This window comes from Rathayibacter sp. AY1B8 (genome assembly GCF_002932775.1).
Taxonomy (GTDB): Bacteria; Actinomycetota; Actinomycetes; order Actinomycetales; family Microbacteriaceae; genus Rathayibacter.
This window is the reverse complement of sequence record NZ_PSWJ01000009.1, coordinates 55897-73853: the sequence shown is the minus strand read 5'-3', so window position 1 is coordinate 73853 and position 17957 is coordinate 55897. Positions and strand designations below refer to the sequence as shown.

Sequence of the window (17957 nt, the reverse complement as noted above, 5' to 3'; positions counted from 1 at the left end):
AGTGCCCGGGAACGCGAGTGCGCGGCCGGCCGGAGCGGGCCGGGTCACCCGGTGACGGCGCCCTCGGCTGCCGAGCGGACGAGCTTGGCGTACTTGGCGAGGACACCGCGGGTGTAGCGCGGAGGGAGAGGGGCCCAGCCTTCTCGGCGGGCGGCGAGCTCGGACTCGTCGACGAGTAGGTCGATCGAGCGAGCGGCGATGTCGACCCGAATCGGGTCTCCGTCGCGAACGAATGCGATGGGACCTGCGTCCACCGATTCGGGAGCTATGTGGCCGATGCACAGGCCGGTTGTGCCGCCTGAGAATCGTCCGTCCGTCAACAGTAGTACATCTTTTCCGAGCCCGGCCCCCTTGATGGCGGCGGTGATGGCGAGCATCTCGCGCATGCCGGGACCGCCCTTGGGGCCCTCGTAGCGGATGACCACCACGTCGCCCTTCTCGATCCGGCCCTCGGTCAGAGCGTCCATCGCGGCGCGCTCGCGCTCGAACACGCGGGCCGGACCCTCGAAGACGGAGGCGTCGAAGCCGGCGGTCTTGACGACCGCGCCCTCGGGGGCGAGCGAGCCCTTGAGGATGGTGAGCCCGCCGGTCGCGTGGATCGGGTTGTCGAGGGTGCGGATGACCTCGCCGTCCAGCGGTGCGATGTCCATCGCGGCGAGGTTCTCGGCGACCGTTCTCCCGGTGACCGTCAGGCAGTCGCCGTGGAGCAGCCCGGCGTCCAGGAGCGCCTTCATCACGGCCGGGACGCCGCCGTGGCGGTCGACGTCGTTCATGACGTACTTGCCGAAGGGCTTGAGGTCGCCGATGTGCGGGATCGTGTCGCCGATGCGGTTGAAGTCGTCGATCGTGAGGTCGACCTCGGCCTCGTTGGCGATCGCGAGCAGGTGCAGGATGACGTTGGTCGACCCGCCGAAGGCCATCGCCACCGCGATCGCGTTCTCGAACGCCTCCTTGGTGAGGATGTCGCGGGCCGTGGTGCCGTTGCGCAGCAGCTCGACGACGGCCTCGCCGGACTTGCGGGCGAAGTAGTCGCGGCGGCGGTCGGCGGCGGCGGGCGAGGCGGAGCCGGGCAGGCTCATGCCGAGCGCCTCGGCGACGCTGGCCATGGTGTTGGCGGTGTACATGCCGCCGCAGGAGCCCTCGCCCGGGGCGAAGGCGCACTCGATGCGCTTGGCGTCCTCCTCGGACATGATCCCGGCCTTGACGCCGCCGACGGCCTCGAAGGAGTCGATGATCGTGATGTCCTTCTCGGTGCCGTCCGAGAGCTTGACCCAGCCCGGGGCGATCGAGCCGGCGTAGACGAACACGGCGGCGAGGTCGAGGCGGGCCGCGGCCATCAGCATGCCGGGCAGCGACTTGTCGCAGCCGGCCAGCATGACGGTGCCGTCCAGGCGCTCGGCCATCATCACGGTCTCGACGGAGTCGGCGATGACCTCGCGGGAGACGAGCGAGAAGTGCATGCCCTCGTGGCCCATCGAGATGCCGTCCGAGACGGAGATGGTGCCGAACTGGAGCGGGTAGCCGCCGCCGGAGTGCACGCCCTCCTTCGCGGAGCGCGCGAGGCGCTCGAGCGAGAGGTTGCAGGGGGTGATCTCGTTCCACGAGGACGCGATGCCGATCTGGGGCTTCTCCCAGTCGTCATCGCCCATCCCGACCGCCCGCAGCATCCCGCGCGACGTCGTGGCCTCGATGCCGTCCGTGACGGTGCGCGAGCGGGGCTTCCAATCGATTTCCGGCATGCGATGAGGCTACCGCCTCGCGCGCGGTGCCCCTGCTCGCCGGGCGGACCCGGACCGGCCCGCGCACCCGTTCCTGCCCCGGCCTCCGGCAGCGGCACCGGATGCGGACGTCCCCGCGGATCTCCGACTCGTCGCGAACGGCCGCTCCCCGCGTCGGCGGACGGCCGTCCTCGGCGAGTCGGCGATCCGGGACCCGCTGGCGCTGACCGCCGGAAGGGGGCTGCTACTCCGCGCGCAGGTCGGCCAGCAGCCGGAGTGCGTGCGCGACCTGCTCGGGACCGCGGACCCGGTAGGAGGCCGCGGTGGTGCCCTCGCCGCTCTTGATGCCGACGTCGCCGGAGCCGAGGACCGCGAAGGCGTCCTCGTCCGTCACGTCGTCGCCCGCGTAGAGGACGGCGGTCGCCCCGGTGTAGCGGCGGAGGTGCTGCACGGCCTCGCCCTTGGTGGTCGAGCGGACCGAGAACTCCAGGACGTTCTTCCCCTCGCGGACGGTGACCCCCTGCACCTCGGCGCGCGCCTCGGAGAGGGCGACGACGTGGGCGACGCGGCTGTGGCGCTCGGTCGCGAGGCGGGTGTGCAGGGCGAAGCCGGCGGGCTTGTCCTCGATCCAGACGTTGTCGATCCCGCGGGCGATGCCCTTCAGGACGTCCTCGAGCACTCCCACCTTCTCGAGCTCGTTGTCGTCGAGCCGGACCGCGTCCTCCTCGGGGTCGAGGCGGATCTCGATGCCGTGGGAGCCGACCAGCAGCGCCTCGTCCGGCAGCTGCGAGACCTCCTCCAGGCTCCCGAGCGCCCGGCCGGAGACCAGCGCGACCCGGGTGCCGGGGAGGGCGAGGAGCCGCAGCACGGCCTCGCGCGCCTCGGGGAGCGCCCGCGCGCGGGCGGGGTCGTCGACCTCGGGCGCGAGGGTGCCGTCGAAGTCGAGGGCCACCAGGAGCCGTTCGGTCGCGGCGAGCTCCCGCAGCGCCGCCGCGAGCCGCTCGGGCACTCCTTCGCTCATCGCGCGCCGCCGTCGAGCGCGCGGTCGTCGGCGGCCTCCCGCTCGAGCTCGGCCGCCTGTCCGTGGGCCGCGTCGTCGCGGTGCTCGGCCTCCTGGCCGTGCGGCGCCTCCTGCCCGCGGGCGGCGGGCCGCAGGTCGAGCTGCTGGCCGGCCGCGTGCTCCGCGAGAGCGGAGAGGAACGACTCGGACCAGCGCGCCACGTCGTTCTCGAGCACGCGGCGACGGAGCGCGCGCATGCGCCGGGTGCGCTCGACGCGCGGCATCCGCACCGAGGCCTCCATCGCGTCCTTCAGCCCCGAGATGTCGTGCGGGTTCACCTGCACGGCCTGCTTGAGCTCGTCGGCCGCTCCGGCGAACTCGCTCAGCACGAGCACGCCGTCGTTGTCGAAGCGGGACGCGACGTACTCCTTCGCGACGAGGTTCATCCCGTCGCGCAGCGCCGTCACGAGCATGACGTCGGCGGCGAGGTAGAGCGCCACCATCTCCTCGCGCGGGTAGCCGTGATGGAGGTAGCTGATCGCCGGGTGCCCGAGCGTGCTGTAGTCGCCGTTGATCCGGCCGACCTGCAGCTCGATGTCGTCGCGCAGCTGCCGGTAGGTGTCCACGCGCTCGCGGCTCGGGCTCGCGACCTGCACCAGCACCGCGTCCTCGGAGGTGAGGCGGCCGTCCGCCAGGAGCTCGCCGAAGGCCTTCAGGCGGTGGCCGATCCCCTTGGTGTAGTCGAGCCGGTCGACGCCGAGCATGATCGTCGCGGGGTTGCCCAGCTCGGCGCGGATCTCGGCGGCGCGGGCCTGGATCTCGGGGGTGCGCGCCATCGCCTCGAACGACGCGGAGTCGATCGAGATCGGGAAGTGCCGGGCGACGACCGGGCGCACGCTCGCCCCGCGCCGCGAGCGGTTGACGCGGCGGGTGCCGCCGACGGCCTCCTCCTCGACCGGGACCTCGACGACCGTGCTGCGGGTGTCGTAGCCGAGCAGGCGCCGGACCGCGCGGAGGAAGCTGCCCGCGTCTCCCTGGCGCTGGAAGCCGATCACGTCGGCGCCGAGCAGGCCCTCGACGATCTGCCGGCGCCACGGGAGCTGCGCGAAGATCCCGTAGGGCGGGAACGGGATGTGGTTGAAGAAGCCGATCGTGACGTCGGGCCGGAGCTCCCGCAGCATCTTGGGCACGAGCTGGAGCTGGTAGTCCTGCACCCAGACCACGCCGTCCTCCTCCGTCACGGCCGCGGCCGCCTCGGCGAAGCGCTGGTTGACCCGCACGTAGGCGTCCCACCAGTCGCGGTGGTAGGTCGGGGGCGCGATCACGTCGTGGTACAGCGGCCAGAGCGTGTCGTTCGAGAAGCCCTCGTAGTAGTCCTCGAGCTCCTGCGCACTGAGGGCGACCGGGACGATCTGCACGCCGTTGTCGACGAACGGGGCGACCTCCTCGTCGGCCACGCCGGGCCAGCCGACCCAGGCGCCCTCGTTCGCACGCATCACGGGCTCGAGCGCGGTGACCAGCCCGCCGGGCGAGGTCTTCCAGGAGGCGGTGCCGTCCTCGGCCACGACGCGGTCCACGGGGAGGCGGTTCGAGACGACCACGAACGCGTTGCGCTCGGTCCCTCCCGAGGTCCCGGCGTCGGTCCTGTCAGCGGCGGAGGAGGCGGAGGCGGAGTGCGGAGGAATGGTGGTCCCTTTTCGTCGGTCGAGCCGTCGTCGTGCCCGTCGAGGCTATCAGCCGGCCCCGCTCGGGGGACGGGGGATCAGCCCTGCACGAGGGCGAGGGCGAGCGTCGCTCCGCCCACCGTCGGGACGACCGCGACGAGTCCGAGGAGCGCGTACTGGCGCCACGAGACGTGCACGCCCAGCGCGGTCAGCCTCTGGTGCCAGAGCAGGGTGGCGAGCGAGGCCCACGGGGTGATCAGCGGTCCGGCGTTCACGCCGATCAGCAGGGCGACCAGGCGGAGCGGATCCGCCGCGACGGGCTCGAGGGCGAGGTAGGCGGGCAGGTTGTCGACCAGGTTGGAGGCGACCGCGCCGGAGCCGGCGAGGCGCAGCAGGTCGAGCGTCCCGCTCCCCTCCCCCGCGACCACGGCGAGCGCCGCGCCCAGCCCGAGCTGGTGCGCCGCCTCCATCGCCACGAAGAGGCCCGACGCGAACACGACGAGCTGCCACGGCAGGAGGGCGGGCGTGAGCGCCGCGGGACGGCGCACCGCGAAGAGGACGATCAGCGCGACCGCGGCGACCGTCGCCGGGATCCACACCTCGAGGCCCGAGACGAGCGCCGGCAGGAGCAGCGCCACGACGATCCCCGCGCCGACCAGCAGCACCCGGTCCTCCACCGGCGTCCGCTCCCCCGGGGTGTAGCGCCCGGCCAGCTCGCGCCGGTAGCGGATCGCGAGGATCAGCACGGGCACGACGGCCGCGACGAGCGCGGGCACCGCGGTCAGCGCGGCGAAGGCGAAGGGGCCCTCGACCCCCAGACGCCGCTGCGCGAGCAGGTTGGTGAGGTTCGAGACGGGGAGGAGGAGGGAGGCGCAGTTCGCCAGCCAGACCGTGGCCATCGCGAACGGCAGGGGCGGGACGCGCACGTGCGCCGCGAGCAGGACCACGACCGGGGTCAGGAGCACGGCGGTCGTGTCGAGCGAGAGGAACACCGTGCTGACGACGGCCATCGCCACCACCAGCAGCCAGAGCACCGCGGTCCGCCCGCGGCCCCACTCGGCGGAGCGCTCGGCGACCACGGTGAAGACGCCGGCCTCGGAGGCCAGCTCGGCGACCACGGTCACCGCGACCACGAAGCCGAGGATCGGCGCCGTCCGCTCGACCAGCTCGCCCAGCGCGTCCATCGGGAGGACCCCCGTGACGACGGCCACCGCCCCGACGACGAGCAGCACCGCCCCGATCACAGCCGTGCGCATGTCGTTCCCGTTCTCCTCGGCGTGCCCCGGCTCGAGGATTCGGGTCCCGGCGGCGGTCCACCGTAGCGGGACAACCCCTCGGTCCTGTCAAGCGTTCCTCTGAGAGCTTTCGCACCCGCTAGCGTCGGGGTGAACACGGGAGGCACACTCATGCGCAAGTTCATCCTCAACTCCAGCGTCATCAGCGCGATCGTCGGCGGCTGGTCGATCCTGCAGACCACGCGCAAGGGCCCGCGCGACTGGCGCCTGGCCCTCCAGTGGGTCAGCTGGGCCATCTCGGTCACCGTCGCCCTGGGCTCCGTGTCCTACGACTCGAAGGAGATCGTCAAGGAGGAACGCGGCAGGAAGCGCGACCGCTAGGCCCTCCTGACGCGCCGCCTCCCCGCGGGACGGCGTGTCAGCCGGTCTCCCGACCCGGTGGCGGCGACACGGTTCCCAGTCGCTGCCGGCACGGGAAACGGGGTTCGTCATGAGGTTTCGTCTGAGGCGTCGCAAGGCGGCCCCCGAGGTCGTCGAGGCGGCCCCCGTCCTCACGCAGGACGAGCTCTTCGCCGTCGTCCACGAGCGGCTCGCGGCCTTCGTCGGATCCGAGGGCGCCTGGGTCGTCACGCGCCGCAGCCACGACGACCGCGACCCGATCTTCCACGGGATGCTCGCGCGCTCCCTCGCCCACGAGCTCTCCGCCGCCATCCAGGAGGAGCAGCTCCGCGCCGGCGCCGAGCGGACGTCGTCCCCGGTCACCGAGGCGATCCCCGTGATGCGCGCCTCCACTCCCCCGGTGGAGCCGGCCGCCCTCACCTGGGAGCCGAAGCCGATCGCCGTCTGGGCGGAGCCGGCCCCCGCCGACGTCGCCGTCGACACCCCCGTCGCGACCCGCTCCTGACCCGAGCGGTCGGCCGGCGGGCTCGCCCTCCGGCAGACCCGACGAGCGACGTCGCCCTTCCCGCTGATCGAGGAGGCGGCACCGCCGCCGTCCCGAGATCCCCCGTAGCCGACCCTCCCCCGGCCGCCCGTCAGAGCGTCGGCCAGCTCCCGGGTCCCTCGCTGCCCGCCGGGTACTCGTCGAGCGGCACCCGGTCCGCGTGCCACGCGTCGATCGCGGGCTGCACGATGCGCCAGCACTCCTCTGCGGCGTCCCCGCGGACCGAGAGCGACGGGTCGTCGTCGAGGATCCCCGAGATGACCTCGCCGTACGCCAGCAGCTCGCCCGCGCCGAAGGTCGCCTCCAGCGAGGCGCGCTCGAGCGTGTACGGGTCGCCGGGGCCGTTGATGTTCAGCTCGAGCGACATCTGGTCGGGCGCGAGGAACAGCCGCAGCACGGACGGCGCCTCGGTGCCCACGAAGCCGCGGGGCAGGTGCGGCACCGGCTTGAAGCGGATGACCACTTCGCGTCGCCGCTCCCCGAGCGCCTTGCCGGAGCGGAGGGTGAACGGCACGCCGGCCCAGCGCCAGGTGTCGATCTCGACGACCAGCTCGGCCAGCGTCTCGGTCCGGCGAGCGGGGTCCACCCCCTTCTCGTCCGCGTAGGCGGGCAGCTCGCGTCCGTCGATCGTCCCCGCTGTGTAGCGGGCGCGGCGCGAGCTCGCGGCGGGGTCGCCGCCGTGCAGGCGGGTGGCGCGCAGGACGATCGACTTCGCGTCCCGGAGGTCGGCCGCGTCGAGCGAGGACGGCGGCTCCATCGCGATCACCGCGAGGACCTGCAGCAGGTGGCTCTGGATCATGTCGGTCAGCGCGCCCGCGCCGTCGTAGTAGCTCGCCCGCCCCTCGAGGGCCAGCTGCTCGTCGTAGACGATCTCGACGCTCTCGATGTGCTCGGCCGACCACAGCGGCTCGAGGATCCGGTTCGCGAAGCGCAGGCCGAGCACGTTCATCACGGTCGCGCGGCCGAGGAAGTGGTCGACGCGGTGGATGCGGTCCTCGGGGACCAGCGCGGCGAGGCGCTGGTTGAGGGCGTGCGCGCTCGCCTCGTCGGTCCCGAACGGCTTCTCCAGCGCCAGCACGGTGCCCTCCGGCAGGTCGTGGGCGGCGAGCGCCTCGCAGGCCTTCGCCGCGATCGCCGGCGGGAGGGCGAAGTAGACCGCCACCGGACCGTCGCAGCTCGCGAGCAGTGCGGCGAGCGCCTCCGGATCGGTGACGTCGACCTGCTGGTAGCGCGTGCCGGAGGTGAGCGCGTCCACGCCCTCGCCCTGCGCCTCGACGGTGGCGAAGGAGGCGGTCAGCACCTCGTGCCAGTGCTCCTGGGTCCAGTCCTCGCGTCCCGCGCCGACGAGGTGGACCCGCCGGTCGGTCTCGCGGGTCAGCAGCTGGCCGACGGCGGGGAGGAGGAGCCGCGAGGACAGGTCCCCCGTCGCTCCGAGGATGAGCAGGGTCGAGACGGTCTGTGCCATGCGGCTCACCCTACGGCGGCGCTGAAGAGCCCCGCTCCGCCTTGACTGGGAGGCCACAGCCGCACCTGAGAGGATCGCCGCATGGTCTCCCCGATCGAGGACTACGCCGTCCTCTCCGACTGCCGCACGGCCGCTCTCGTCTCCCGCGACGGGGGGATCGACTGGCTGTGCCTGCCGCGCTTCGACTCCGCCTCCGTCTTCGGCGCCCTCCTCGGCGGCGACGACCAGGGGCGCTGGTCGCTCCGGCCGGTGGACGGGGAGGCGACGAGCGAGCGCCACTACCTCGGCGACACGCTCGCGCTGGTCACCCGGTGGACGACGCCCACCGGCGTCGTCGAGGTGGTCGACGTGATGCCGCTGCGCGACGAGCGCGCCGAGCTGGTGCGCCGGGTGCGCGGAGTGTCGGGGACCGTCCGGATGCGGCAGGAGCTGCGCATCCGCTTCGACTACGCCCGCACCATGCCGTGGGTGCGGCAGGAGGGGACGGACGAGGATCCCCTGCTCGTCGCCGTCGCCGGGCCCGACGCGGTCGTGGTGCGCGGAGTGCGGTTGAAGGCCGTCGACCACGCCCACGCGGCGGAGTTCGACGTCGACGCGGACGCGGTCGTCGACCTCTCGATGGCGTGGTTCCCCTCGCACCAGCGGGCGCCGAAGCGCCTCGACGTCGACCGCGCGCTGGAGCGCACGCTCTCCTGGTGGTCCGAGTGGGCGTCGGCGATCGACTACGACGGGCCGCACCGCGACGCCGTCGTCCGCTCGCTGCTGACCCTCCGCGCCCTGACCGACGACGAGACCGGCGGCATCGTCGCGGCGGCGACCACCTCGCTCCCGGAGCAGTTCGGCGGCGCCCGCAACTGGGACTACCGCTACGTCTGGCTCCGCGACGCCTCGCTCACCCTGCAGGCCCTGCTCGCGCACGGGTTCGAGCAGGAGGCGCAGAAGTGGCGGGCCTGGCTGCTCCGCGCGGTCGCGGGCGCGCCGGAGGACGTGCAGATCATGTACGGCCTCGCCGGCGAGCGCGACCTGCCCGAGCGGGAGATGCCGAGCCTGCCCGGCTACGACGGCGCCTCCCCCGTGCGGATCGGGAACGCCGCCGTCGACCAGTACCAGGCGGACGTGATCGGCGAGGTGATGGTCGCTCTGCACGAGGCCCGCGTGGCCGGAGTGGACGAGACGGAGTTCTCCTGGCCGCTCCAGCGCGCGCTCCTGGGCTTCGTCGAGACCAACTGGCAGCGGCCGGACAACGGCATCTGGGAGATCCGGGGCGAGCCGCGGCACTTCACGCACTCGCGGGTCATGATCTGGGCCGCGCTCGATCGGGGCGTCCGCGCCGTGCGCGAGAACGGCCTGCCCGGTCCGGTCGAGACCTGGGAGCGCCTCCGCGACGAGGTCCGCGCCGAGATCGAGGTCCAGGGCTTCGACGCCGAGCGCGGCCACTTCGTGCAGTCCTACGGCTCGCCCGAGGTCGACGCGTCGCTCCTCGTGCTGCCGATGGTCGGCTTCGTCCCCGCCGACGACCCGCGGATGCTGGGCACCGTCGCCGAGCTGGAGCGCGTGCTCCTGCAGGACGGCCTGCTGCACCGCTACCGGACCGAGTCCTCGGTCGACGGCCTCGCCGGCGGCGAGCACCCGTTCCTCGCCTGCTCCTTCTGGCTCGTCCGGCAGTACGCCGACTCCGGCCGGATCGACGACGCGCGGACCCTGATGGACCGGCTCGTCGGGCTCTGCAACGACGTGGGCCTCCTCTCGGAGGAGTACGACGTCGAGGGCCGCCGGCACGCGGGGAACACTCCCCAGGCCCTCTCCCACCTCGCCCTGGTGCAGGCGGCCGACGCGATCGCGGCAGCCCGATGAGGCGCCGCCGCGTCGTTCTCGCGAGCATCGGCGGAGTCCTCGGAGTCGCGGTCCTCGGCTTCCTCACCTGGAGCTCGATCGTCAGCGGCCCCGACGAGGACGCCCTCGCCCGCGTGCGCGCCGATCCGGCGATCGCGGTCGAGCGCACGGACGACGCGCTCGTGATGACGCCGACCTCGACCGGTGAGCTGGCCGGCACGGGCCTGGTCTTCATCCCCGGAGCGAAGGTCGACGCCTCCTCCTACGAGGCGACCCTGGCTCCGCTGGTCGAGGCCGGGGCGACCGTCGTGATCACGCGGCCGATCCTGCACCTGGCCTTCTTCGATCTCCGCTCGCTCGAGACCTTCACCAGCCAGGCCGAGGGCGTCGACCGCTGGCTCGTCGGCGGCCACTCCCTCGGCGGCGTGAAGGCCTGCCAGTGGGCCGAGGACCCGGCGGTGGCGGGCCTGGTGCTGCTCGGCAGCTACTGCGCGAACGACCTCTCGGGCTCCGGGCTCCCCGTCCTCAGTGTCAGCGGATCGGAGGACGGGCTCAGCACGCCGGAGAAGGTCGCCGACGCGAGCGTCCGGCTGCCCTCCTCCGCCGACCTCGTCGAGATCGACGGCGCCAACCACGCCGACTTCGGCTGGTACGGGCCGCAGGCGGGCGACGGCGAGGCGACCATCAGCCACGAGGAAGCGGACGCCCGCATCGCCGAGGCCCTCCTGGGCTTCAGCCGCGAGGTCGGCTGAGTCGCCCGCTCCCGCTTGACCTCGAGCGCACTCGAAGTCGTAGGTTGACGCCATGTCCACCGCCACCGCCGCCCCGGCCGAGCCGGAGGTGCTGTCGATCTCGCAGGTCGCCGCCGTCACCGGTCTCACCGTGCACACCCTGCGCTACTACGAGCGCGCCGGGCTCATGCTCGACCCGGTCGAGCGCGCCTCGTCGCAGCACCGCCGCTACAGGCCGGCCGACGTCGGCTGGGTCGACTTCCTCACCAAGCTCCGCGCGACCGGGATGCCTATCGCGAGGATCCGCGAGTACGCCCGGCTCCTGCGGATCGGGCCCGCCACGGAGCCGGAGCGCCTCGCGCTGCTCCGGACGCACCGCGAGGAGGTCGAGGCGCAGCTCGCCCGGACACACGCCAGCCTCGCCGCGATCGACATCAAGATCGCGGCGTACCAGGAGAGGACCACCCACTGATGAAGACGATCACCCTCGGATCCGACGTCGCCGCTCTCGAGGTCTCGCGCCTCGGTCTCGGCGCGATGGGCATGTCGGCGTTCTACACCGGCGCCGGCACCGACGACGCGGAGTCGATCCGCACCGTGCACCGCGCCCTCGAGCTCGGCGTCACGTTCCTCGACACCGCCGAGATCTACGGCCCGTACACCAACGAGGAGCTGCTCGGCCGCGCGCTGGCAGGCCGCCGCGACGAGGTGGTGCTGGCGAGCAAGTTCGGCATGATCCGCCACCGCGGCGACGGGGGCCGCGGACTCGACGGCTCCCCGGAGAACCTGCGGCTCGCCGTCGAGGGCTCGCTCGCGCGCCTCGGCACCGACCGCATCGACCTCTACTACCAGCACCGCATGGACCCGGGCGTCCCGGTCGAGGAGACCGCCGGGGCCTTCGCGGAGCTGATCCAGGAGGGCAAGCTCCGCGGCTACGGCCTCTCGGAGGCGGCGCCAGCGACGATCCGGCGCGCTCACGCCGTGCACCCGGTCACCGCTGTGCAGTCCGAGTACTCGCTCTGGACCCGCGACCCCGAGGCGGAGGTGCTGCCGGTCCTCCGCGAGCTCGGCATCGGCTTCGTCCCGTACTCGCCGCTGGGCCGCGGCTTCCTCACGGGCAGCATCCGCTCGGTCGCCGAGCTGGGCAGCGACGACTTCCGCCGCGACAACCCCCGCTTCGCCGACGGAGCGCTGGAGGCGAACCTCCGCATCGTGGAGGCCGTCGACCGTGTGGCGGCAGAGGCGGACGCGACCGCCGCGCAGGTGGCGCTCGCCTGGCTGCTCGCCCAGGGCGAGGACATCGCTCCGATCCCGGGCACCAAGCGCGTCTCGCGCATCGAGGAGAACGCGGCCGCGGACGCCCTCGTGCTGACCGCGGAGCAGCTCGACGTCCTCGGCGCGCTCGAGGCCCCCGTCGGCGACCGCTACGCCGACATGAGCTCCGTGAACCGCTGACCGCCCTGCGGGACGCCGCTCGCAGCGCGCACCCCGGGCGCGGCCGTGGGAGCGGCGTCCTCGCAGGAGTCAGTCCCGCGGCGGCAGCTCCCGCTTCGGGGTGTCCCGCTTCGGGGTGTCCCGCAGGTCGATGAGACCCGTGAACATCGCCCCCCGCTCGTTCGAGCGCTCGTCGCCCGAGAACAGGTTGTCCGGGGCGGAGGACCCGTGCCGACGCGGGGTCGCGGCGGGAGCGGGCTCCCGCTCCATCTCGACGCGCTGACGCGGGAGGGCGACGGGGTCGTTCTCGTGCAGCCACGAGACGAGCCGCTCGCGCACGTAGCAGCGCAGGTCGAAGAGCGTCGGCGCGTCCTTCGCGGTGACGAGCACCCGGATCCGGACGAAGCCGCCTGTCGCGTCGGTCACCTGCAGCACGCTGGTGCGCCGGTCCCAGAGGTCGGTCTCCTCGAGCATGCGGTGCAGCTCCTCGCGCATCTGCTCGGGGCTGACCCGCCAGTCCAGATCGAGCTCGACGGCGCCGAGCAGCTCGGACCCGGTGCGGGTCCAGTTCTGGAACGGCTGGGTCGTGAAGTAGTTCGTGGGCAGCACCAGGCGGCGGTCGTCCCAGAGGTGGACGACGACGTAGGTCAGCGTGATCTCCTCGATCCGCCCCCACTCGGTCTCGACGATCACCACGTCGTCCAGGCGGATGGCGTCGCTGAAGGCGAGCTGCATCCCGGCGAAGATGTTCGTGAGGCTCGACTGCGCGGCCAGGCCCGCCACGATCGAGAGCACGCCGGCCGAGGCCAGGAGGCTCGCACCGGCCGTGCGGGCCTCGGGGAAGGTCAGCAGCGAGGCGCCGATCGCGATGACCACGACGGCCGCCACGGCGACCCTCCGGATGATCGTCATCTGCGTGCGGAGGCGGCGTGCCCGGCGGTTGTCGGCAGTGTCGGTCCGGTAGCGCTCGGCGCCCAGATCCTCGAGGAACACGAACAGGGATCCGATCACCCACGCCGCCGCGCCGATCGTGGCGATCTGGAACACCCGCTGCACGAGACCCGGCCAGGGGTCGCCCGACACGGTGGCGGCGAGCGCGGCCCAGACCGCGATGGTCATCAGCAGCACGCGGAACGGGATGCGCAGACGCCGGATCAGCAGGCGCGCCCAGGTCTTGCGCTTGCCGACCGAGCGCAGCACGAGGGCGACGACGGCGGTCGCGACCACGGCGATCACGACCGCGATCACCACGGCGAGCGCGATCGAGCCGATCACGGGGAGGACGTCTTCGGGCACATCGGTCCTTTCTGGAGGGGAAACGGAAGCGAACGGAGATCCTGCCACGCGAACGGGCGTCGGTCCGCATTCTGCGCCGGACACCGTGCGGATGCTCAGGCGCCTGTTGGCGTCGGCGGACGGAGACGTCGACCTCGCCTGGAGCACCGTCGCCCGGACCTTCACGCAGACGGGCATCACCCTGAGCCTGACCGCCGCCGCAGACGACCAGGGCCGGGCCTCCGACGCGCTCGACGTCGGTATCGGCTCCACGAGCGCCGGCTTCCGCGGTGTCCTGCCGCTGCTCGACCCGTCAACCGCCGCACCCTCCAGCGAGTGAGCACGGGCCGGCGCTCCCCCCGCGGGCGCTCCGAGGAGGTCGGGAACGGACACGGACCGGGAACGTCGAAGCCCCGCACCTCACGAGGAGGTGCGGGGCTGGTGGTGCACCCCCTCGGACTTGAACCGAGAACCCACTGATTAAGAGTCAGTTGCTCTGCCGATTGAGCTAGAGGTGCGTTCCGGCCGGCTGATCGTGCGTGCCGAACCGAGGGATCACATTACCAGCGTCTCCCCCCGTCTCGTCAAATCGAGTGCGACGGAAAGCCCGCGGCAGCGATCGGAGGCTCCGCGGGACCCACCGGTATCGTGGTCGCGTGACCCCGCAGAGCAGTGACCAGAGCTTCGACGACGACCTCCGACTCGCCCTCCGCCTGGCGGACGCGGCCGATGCGATCTCGCGGGAGCGGTTCGGCGCGCTCGACCTCGTCGTGGACACGAAGCTCGACCGCACCCCGGTCACCGACGCCGACCGCGCCGTCGAGGAGGCGATCCGCGCGCTGCTCGCCGCCGAGCGTCCGGACGACGCGATCCTCGGCGAGGAGTTCGGCACCTCGGGCGAGGCCTCGCGGCAGTGGATCCTCGACCCGATCGACGGCACCGCCCACTTCCTCCGCGGCGTCCCGATCTGGGCGACCCTGATCGCGCTCGCGGTCGACGGCGTCCCCGTCGTCGGAGTCGTCTCCGCTCCCGCTCTCGGCACGCGCTGGTGGGCGGCCGAGGGCTCCGGCGCCTGGGCCGTCGAGCTGGAGGCCGGGGCCGAGCCGCGACCGCTGCGCGTCTCGGGGATCGACACGCTCGCCTCGGCGACCTTCAGCTACAACAGCATCCAGCAGTGGGAGGGCGCGGGCCGTCTCCCGCAGCTGCTCGAGCTCGCCGGCGCCGTCTGGCGCGACCGGGCGTACGGGGACGCGTGGCCCTACATGCTCGTCGCCGAGGGCCTCCTCGACGGTGCGGGCGAGTTCGACGTGAAGCCCTACGACCTGGCGGCCCTGGTGCCGATCGTGCAGGAGGCGGGCGGCCGCTTCACCTCCGCCGACGGGGAGGACGGGCCGTGGCACGGCAGCGCCGTCGCCACCAACGGCCTGCTGCACGACGAGGTGCTCGCGATCGTGGCGCCGCGATGAGGAGCCGGACGGCCGCGCTCGCCTCGGCGGCGCTCCTCCTGCTCCTCTCGGGCTGCTCCTCCGTCGTCGGGCCGGACGGCCCGGAGGCCGTGCGTGACGAGGGCGGCACGGTGGCGACCGCCGGCGTCACCGACGTGTTCTCGCTGCGGCGCGGCGACTGCCTGGCCGACCCGGGCGACGACCGCATCGCCGACGTGGACGTCGTCCCGTGCGCCGAGGAGCACGCACTGGAGGTCTTCCACACGTTCGCGCAGCCCGGAGACCGCTACTCCAGCCGCAACACGCTGCTCGCCCAGGCCGAGGCGGGCTGCGAGCCGGAGTTCGGCGCCGTGATGGGGATCGCCTACGGCGACTCCGCCCTCGAGTACCGCTCGCTCGTCCCCTCCGAGGTCGGCTGGCGCCATGGAGACCGCACGATCGTCTGCGCGGTCCTCGATCCGGCCGACGACTCCACCACCGGCAGCCTCTTCGGCTCCGCTCGCTGACCACGGCTCCGATCGACCCCCGTTCGGCTCATTGACACGCGCTCCGTCGGAGCGCAGGGTGAAGGGACGAACGGCAGGCGCGAGGGGGCGCGGAGACCGGCGGCTCAGGAGTCGACATGCAGGACCGGCACGACCAGGAACCCCCCGAGCGCTCGCGCACGGCCGAGCAGCACTGGGGACCGGCGGACAGCCTGTTCCCGAGGCTCCACCGGCAGAGTTCCCTGCTCGCCGCGGCGGAGGCGGTCGCGCAGGTCGACGGGCCCGGCCCGGGCGACGTCTGGTCGCGGCTCCTGCACGACTACGCCCACGCCTCCGACCGCGTCGTCTCGGTGGACGGCGACGACGAGGCCGCCACGCTCGGCTGGCTGAAGCCGCGCGGTGTGGTCTCGCTGCTGGTCACCGAGCGGTGCGACGACGACGACGCCGCCGAGCACCTGGTGGCCGCGCTCGCCGCGATGAACGCCGTGACCCTCTCCGTGCACGAGGCGCGAGCAGTACGCCTCCGTCCTCTGCTGGAGGTGCTGCACCGGCTCCTGCCCGACGCGTTCGCCGAGCTGCCGGTGGACCGCAGCGCCCACTACCCGGCCGGCACCGCCGTCGCCGTGCTGGCGCCGGGCGTGCTCTACCGGGACTGGGCCCCGCCGCAGGCTCTCGCCGGCCCGGCGCACGACGACGACGACCGGCTGGCGATGCTCACCCTCTACGGGCGGATCAGACAGCTCGACGTGCGCCCGTCGTGAGGGCGGCGGAGCGGAGCTCCCAGTGTGCGACGACGACCGGTGGTGGAGATGGGGGGAATCGAACCCCCGTCCATCGCTGTGATTCTGCGCCTTCTACGGGTGTAGCCGATGAGAGCGTTCTGCTCGGCCCCGACCGTTACCATCGGCGCATCGGTCGACGGGCCCAGCCCGAGTGCAAGTCCCGCGTCGCCCTCAGGCGTAACGACGCAGCAAGTCCTCTAGATGACGCCAGGATCCGGGGCGAGGACGCACCCACGGGCTGACGGACTATCTACTCTGGCTTAGGCAGCGAGAGCGAAGTCGGTGCGCTTCTGTTCGGCACCTGTGTTTTCCAGGGATCGTTGACGAGATGACCCTGGATCCTCGACCCGCTTCTCGCAGTTTCGCAGGCAATGTCGAAACCGATCATCCCCGCGAGCACTCGACGGCCCGGAGGCCGCTGGAGTGGGTCGTTCGTCGCACACTGTGGAGTTACGAGTTCTAGTCTACCTCAGCTCCGCGGGCGGTCACCCGGCGGCGGCGCAGATCGAGCAGACCCAGCACGAGCGCGAGCGCGATCAGCCCGAGGGTGACGAAGTAGCCGTTGCGGAAGGCGTCGTGGTACCGGTCCAGCCCCTCCGCCATCCCCTGCTCGCTCGCCAGGGTCGCGAAGAAGACGGCGGAGGCGCAGGCGGTGCCGACCGCGGTGCCCACGCGCTGGCCGAGCTGGCCCACGGAGCCCGCCACGCCGCCCTGCGCCGGCGGGATCTCGGCGAGGGTGAGCGTCTGGTTCGGCGACACGACGAAGCCGCCTCCGGCCCCGGCGACGAGCATCGCGGCACCCATGCCGTAGGCGGCGGTCTCGGCCGGGAGGAGCTCGGCGGCGAGCAGCACGAGCGTGAAGCCGATGACCACGAGCACGATGCCGAGCACCACCAGTGCGCGGCCGTAGCGCTGCACGAGCTTGCCGCCGTACCAGGCGGTCACCGCCGAGGTCAGCGCGAACGGGATGCTCACCATGCCGGCGAACACCGGCTCGAGGCCGAGCCCCTGCTGGAGGAAGAGCGTGGTGAGGAGGAAGGTCGCCGGGATCGCGGCGAAGTAGGAGGTCGCGACCAGGATGCCGTTGCGATAGGAGCTGGTCCGGAAGATGCGGAAGTCGATGACGGGCGTCCGCCCCGACGCGGCGTAGTGCGCCTCCCAGCGCACGAAGACGGCGGCGGCGGCCGCGGCGAGCACCAGCCAGAACCAGCGGTAGGGCGAGTCCGAGGAGGAGCCCGTGGTCAGCAGGAACGGCAGCATGAACGCGAAGATCGCGACCGCCAGCAGGAGCAGGCCGACCGGGTCGAGGGACCGGTCTCCCTCGGGCCGCGAGCGCTTCTTCGGGATGAGCTTCCAGGCGAAGACCAGCGCGGCGACGCCCAGCGGGATGTTCATCCAGAACAGCAGGCGCCAGCCGTCCTGCTCGCCGCCGATCGCGATCAGGAGGCCGCCGAGGGTCGGGCCGAAGGCGGTCGACAGGCCGATGGTCGCGCCGAAGACCCCGAAGGCCCGGGCCCGCTCGGCGCCGGTGAACATCTGCTGCACCAGCCCGAGGACCTGGGGCATCTGGATGCCCGCGGCGACGCCCTGCAGGAAGCGCGCGACGACGAGCAGCTCGATCGACGGCGCGAGCGCGCAGAGCAGGCTCGTCACCGTGAACGCGGTCAGCCCGATGAGGAACAGCAGGCGGCGCGAGCGGATGTCGCCCAGCCGACCGGCCGGCACGAGCGCCAGTCCGAAGGCGAGCGCGTAGCCCGCGACGATCAGCTGCAGCTGGCTCGCGTCCGCTCCGAGCGAGCGCTCGATCGACGGCAGGCCGACGTTGACCTTCGAGAGGTCGAGGATCGTGATGGCCGCGACTCCGACGCTCACCGCGAAGGCGCGCCACCGCGTCTTCTCGTCGGCGGCGCTCAGGGCGGCGGGGGCGCTGTTCTCGGCGGAGGTCAC

17 protein-coding genes, 1 tRNA gene and 1 other RNA gene are annotated in these 17957 nt (G+C 72.8%); 10 read left to right on the top strand and 9 right to left on the bottom strand.

Annotation, left to right across the window (positions count from 1 at the left end; translation table 11 throughout):
* Positions 1 to 44: 44 nt before the first annotated feature.
* From ilvD to C5C63_RS07845, 4 genes are all read right to left on the bottom strand, one after another.
* A complete protein-coding gene (gene ilvD / locus C5C63_RS07860) occupies positions 45 to 1739 on the bottom strand; it encodes a dihydroxy-acid dehydratase (RefSeq protein ID WP_104233215.1) in 1695 nt (564 codons plus the stop codon).
* 223 nt (positions 1740 to 1962) lie between these two features.
* Complete coding sequence (otsB, locus tag C5C63_RS07855; RefSeq protein ID WP_104325820.1) at positions 1963 to 2739, bottom strand: trehalose-phosphatase; 777 nt, start codon at positions 2737 to 2739, stop codon at positions 1963 to 1965.
* The gene (locus C5C63_RS07850; RefSeq protein ID WP_104315099.1) at positions 2736 to 4319 is read right to left on the bottom strand and encodes a trehalose-6-phosphate synthase; all 1584 of its coding nucleotides are present in this window, start codon (positions 4317 to 4319) and stop codon (positions 2736 to 2738) included. Before C5C63_RS07850 ends, otsB begins: the two co-directional genes overlap by 4 nt.
* A 161-nt stretch (positions 4320 to 4480) precedes the next feature.
* A complete protein-coding gene (locus C5C63_RS07845) occupies positions 4481 to 5638 on the bottom strand; it encodes an SLC13 family permease (protein ID WP_104233214.1) in 1158 nt (385 codons plus the stop codon).
* A 150-nt stretch (positions 5639 to 5788) separates the two neighbouring features.
* Here C5C63_RS07845 and C5C63_RS07840 point away from each other — a divergent pair, with 150 nt between their 5' ends.
* Positions 5789 to 5998: a hypothetical protein gene (locus C5C63_RS07840; RefSeq protein WP_104226242.1), complete on the top strand. Its 210-nt coding sequence runs from the start codon at positions 5789 to 5791 to the stop codon at positions 5996 to 5998.
* A gap of 109 nt (positions 5999 to 6107) precedes the next feature.
* Positions 6108 to 6521 carry a hypothetical protein gene (locus C5C63_RS07835; RefSeq protein WP_104233213.1) on the top strand — a complete coding sequence of 138 codons (414 nt, stop codon included), beginning with the start codon at positions 6108 to 6110 and terminating at the stop codon, positions 6519 to 6521.
* 130 nt (positions 6522 to 6651) lie between these two features.
* On the opposite strand, the gene C5C63_RS07830 is transcribed toward C5C63_RS07835, so the two are convergent.
* Complete coding sequence (locus C5C63_RS07830) at positions 6652 to 8025, bottom strand: glucose-6-phosphate dehydrogenase (protein ID WP_181110576.1); 1374 nt, start codon at positions 8023 to 8025, stop codon at positions 6652 to 6654.
* 81 nt (positions 8026 to 8106) lie between these two features.
* Here C5C63_RS07830 and C5C63_RS07825 point away from each other — a divergent pair, with 81 nt between their 5' ends.
* From C5C63_RS07825 to C5C63_RS07810, 4 genes are read left to right on the top strand one after another with little or no spacing between them, the layout of a single operon-like run.
* Positions 8107 to 9879, top strand: a complete 1773-nt coding sequence (locus C5C63_RS07825; protein ID WP_104325818.1) for a glycoside hydrolase family 15 protein — start codon at positions 8107 to 8109, stop codon at positions 9877 to 9879.
* Positions 9876 to 10610 (top strand): alpha/beta hydrolase, encoded by a 735-nt coding sequence (locus tag C5C63_RS07820; RefSeq protein ID WP_104223550.1) that lies wholly within the window; start codon positions 9876 to 9878, stop codon positions 10608 to 10610. The genes C5C63_RS07825 and C5C63_RS07820 overlap by 4 nt, the downstream gene beginning before the upstream one ends.
* A gap of 52 nt (positions 10611 to 10662) precedes the next feature.
* Positions 10663 to 11061, top strand: coding sequence for a MerR family transcriptional regulator (locus C5C63_RS07815; RefSeq protein ID WP_104223551.1), 399 nt, complete (start codon positions 10663 to 10665; stop codon positions 11059 to 11061).
* Entirely contained in the window at positions 11061 to 12044 is a 984-nt protein-coding gene (locus C5C63_RS07810; protein ID WP_104226238.1) for an aldo/keto reductase, read from the top strand. Before C5C63_RS07815 ends, C5C63_RS07810 begins: the two co-directional genes overlap by 1 nt.
* A gap of 69 nt (positions 12045 to 12113) precedes the next feature.
* Here C5C63_RS07810 and C5C63_RS07805 read toward each other — a convergent pair whose 3' ends face one another.
* Complete coding sequence (locus C5C63_RS07805) at positions 12114 to 13319, bottom strand: mechanosensitive ion channel family protein (protein ID WP_258065409.1); 1206 nt, start codon at positions 13317 to 13319, stop codon at positions 12114 to 12116.
* A 91-nt stretch (positions 13320 to 13410) separates the two neighbouring features.
* Here C5C63_RS07805 and C5C63_RS17000 point away from each other — a divergent pair, with 91 nt between their 5' ends.
* Positions 13411 to 13638, top strand: coding sequence for a hypothetical protein (locus tag C5C63_RS17000; protein ID WP_181110580.1), 228 nt, complete (start codon positions 13411 to 13413; stop codon positions 13636 to 13638).
* A gap of 102 nt (positions 13639 to 13740) precedes the next feature.
* On the opposite strand, the gene C5C63_RS07795 is transcribed toward C5C63_RS17000, so the two are convergent.
* A tRNA-Lys gene (locus tag C5C63_RS07795) sits at positions 13741 to 13816 on the bottom strand.
* A gap of 138 nt (positions 13817 to 13954) precedes the next feature.
* On the opposite strand from C5C63_RS07795, the gene C5C63_RS07790 reads away from it, so the two are divergent.
* The 3 genes from C5C63_RS07790 (at position 13955) to C5C63_RS07780 (ending at position 15989) form a co-directional block, all read left to right on the top strand.
* Positions 13955 to 14764, top strand: a complete 810-nt coding sequence (locus C5C63_RS07790) for an inositol monophosphatase family protein (RefSeq protein WP_104223554.1) — start codon at positions 13955 to 13957, stop codon at positions 14762 to 14764.
* Positions 14761 to 15249 carry a septum formation family protein gene (locus tag C5C63_RS07785; protein ID WP_104223555.1) on the top strand — a complete coding sequence of 163 codons (489 nt, stop codon included), beginning with the start codon at positions 14761 to 14763 and terminating at the stop codon, positions 15247 to 15249. The genes C5C63_RS07790 and C5C63_RS07785 overlap by 4 nt, the downstream gene beginning before the upstream one ends.
* Positions 15250 to 15365: 116 nt before the next feature.
* On the top strand, positions 15366 to 15989 hold the full coding sequence (locus tag C5C63_RS07780) for a hypothetical protein (RefSeq protein WP_104325815.1): 624 nt from the start codon (positions 15366 to 15368) through the stop codon (positions 15987 to 15989).
* A 40-nt stretch (positions 15990 to 16029) separates the two neighbouring features.
* On the opposite strand, the gene ssrA is transcribed toward C5C63_RS07780, so the two are convergent.
* Both ssrA and C5C63_RS07770 read right to left on the bottom strand, forming a co-directional pair.
* Positions 16030 to 16402: a transfer-messenger RNA gene (gene ssrA / locus C5C63_RS07775) on the bottom strand.
* Between the two features lie 67 nt (positions 16403 to 16469).
* Positions 16470 to 17957, bottom strand: a complete 1488-nt coding sequence (locus C5C63_RS07770; RefSeq protein WP_104317457.1) for an MFS transporter — start codon at positions 17955 to 17957, stop codon at positions 16470 to 16472.

Excerpts from the sequence above, each read along its gene's own strand:
- ilvD (WP_104233215.1), bottom strand. The coding sequence starts at position 1,739 with ATGCCGGAAATCGATTGGAAGCCCCGCTCGCGCACCGTCACGGACGGC.
- C5C63_RS07835 (WP_104233213.1), top strand. The coding sequence starts at position 6,108 with ATGAGGTTTCGTCTGAGGCGTCGCAAGGCGGCCCCCGAGGTCGTCGAG.
- C5C63_RS07815 (WP_104223551.1), top strand. The coding sequence starts at position 10,663 with ATGTCCACCGCCACCGCCGCCCCGGCCGAGCCGGAGGTGCTGTCGATC.
- C5C63_RS17000 (WP_181110580.1), top strand. The coding sequence starts at position 13,411 with ATGCTCAGGCGCCTGTTGGCGTCGGCGGACGGAGACGTCGACCTCGCC.
- C5C63_RS07780 (WP_104325815.1), top strand. The coding sequence starts at position 15,366 with ATGCAGGACCGGCACGACCAGGAACCCCCCGAGCGCTCGCGCACGGCC.
- C5C63_RS07785 (WP_104223555.1), top strand. The coding sequence starts at position 14,761 with ATGAGGAGCCGGACGGCCGCGCTCGCCTCGGCGGCGCTCCTCCTGCTC.
- C5C63_RS07830 (WP_181110576.1), bottom strand. The coding sequence starts at position 8,025 with ATGGCACAGACCGTCTCGACCCTGCTCATCCTCGGAGCGACGGGGGAC.
- otsB (WP_104325820.1), bottom strand. The coding sequence starts at position 2,739 with ATGAGCGAAGGAGTGCCCGAGCGGCTCGCGGCGGCGCTGCGGGAGCTC.
- C5C63_RS07845 (WP_104233214.1), bottom strand. The coding sequence starts at position 5,638 with ATGCGCACGGCTGTGATCGGGGCGGTGCTGCTCGTCGTCGGGGCGGTG.
- C5C63_RS07820 (WP_104223550.1), top strand. The coding sequence starts at position 9,876 with ATGAGGCGCCGCCGCGTCGTTCTCGCGAGCATCGGCGGAGTCCTCGGA.
- C5C63_RS07825 (WP_104325818.1), top strand. The coding sequence starts at position 8,107 with ATGGTCTCCCCGATCGAGGACTACGCCGTCCTCTCCGACTGCCGCACG.
- C5C63_RS07840 (WP_104226242.1), top strand. The coding sequence starts at position 5,789 with ATGCGCAAGTTCATCCTCAACTCCAGCGTCATCAGCGCGATCGTCGGC.
- C5C63_RS07810 (WP_104226238.1), top strand. The coding sequence starts at position 11,061 with ATGAAGACGATCACCCTCGGATCCGACGTCGCCGCTCTCGAGGTCTCG.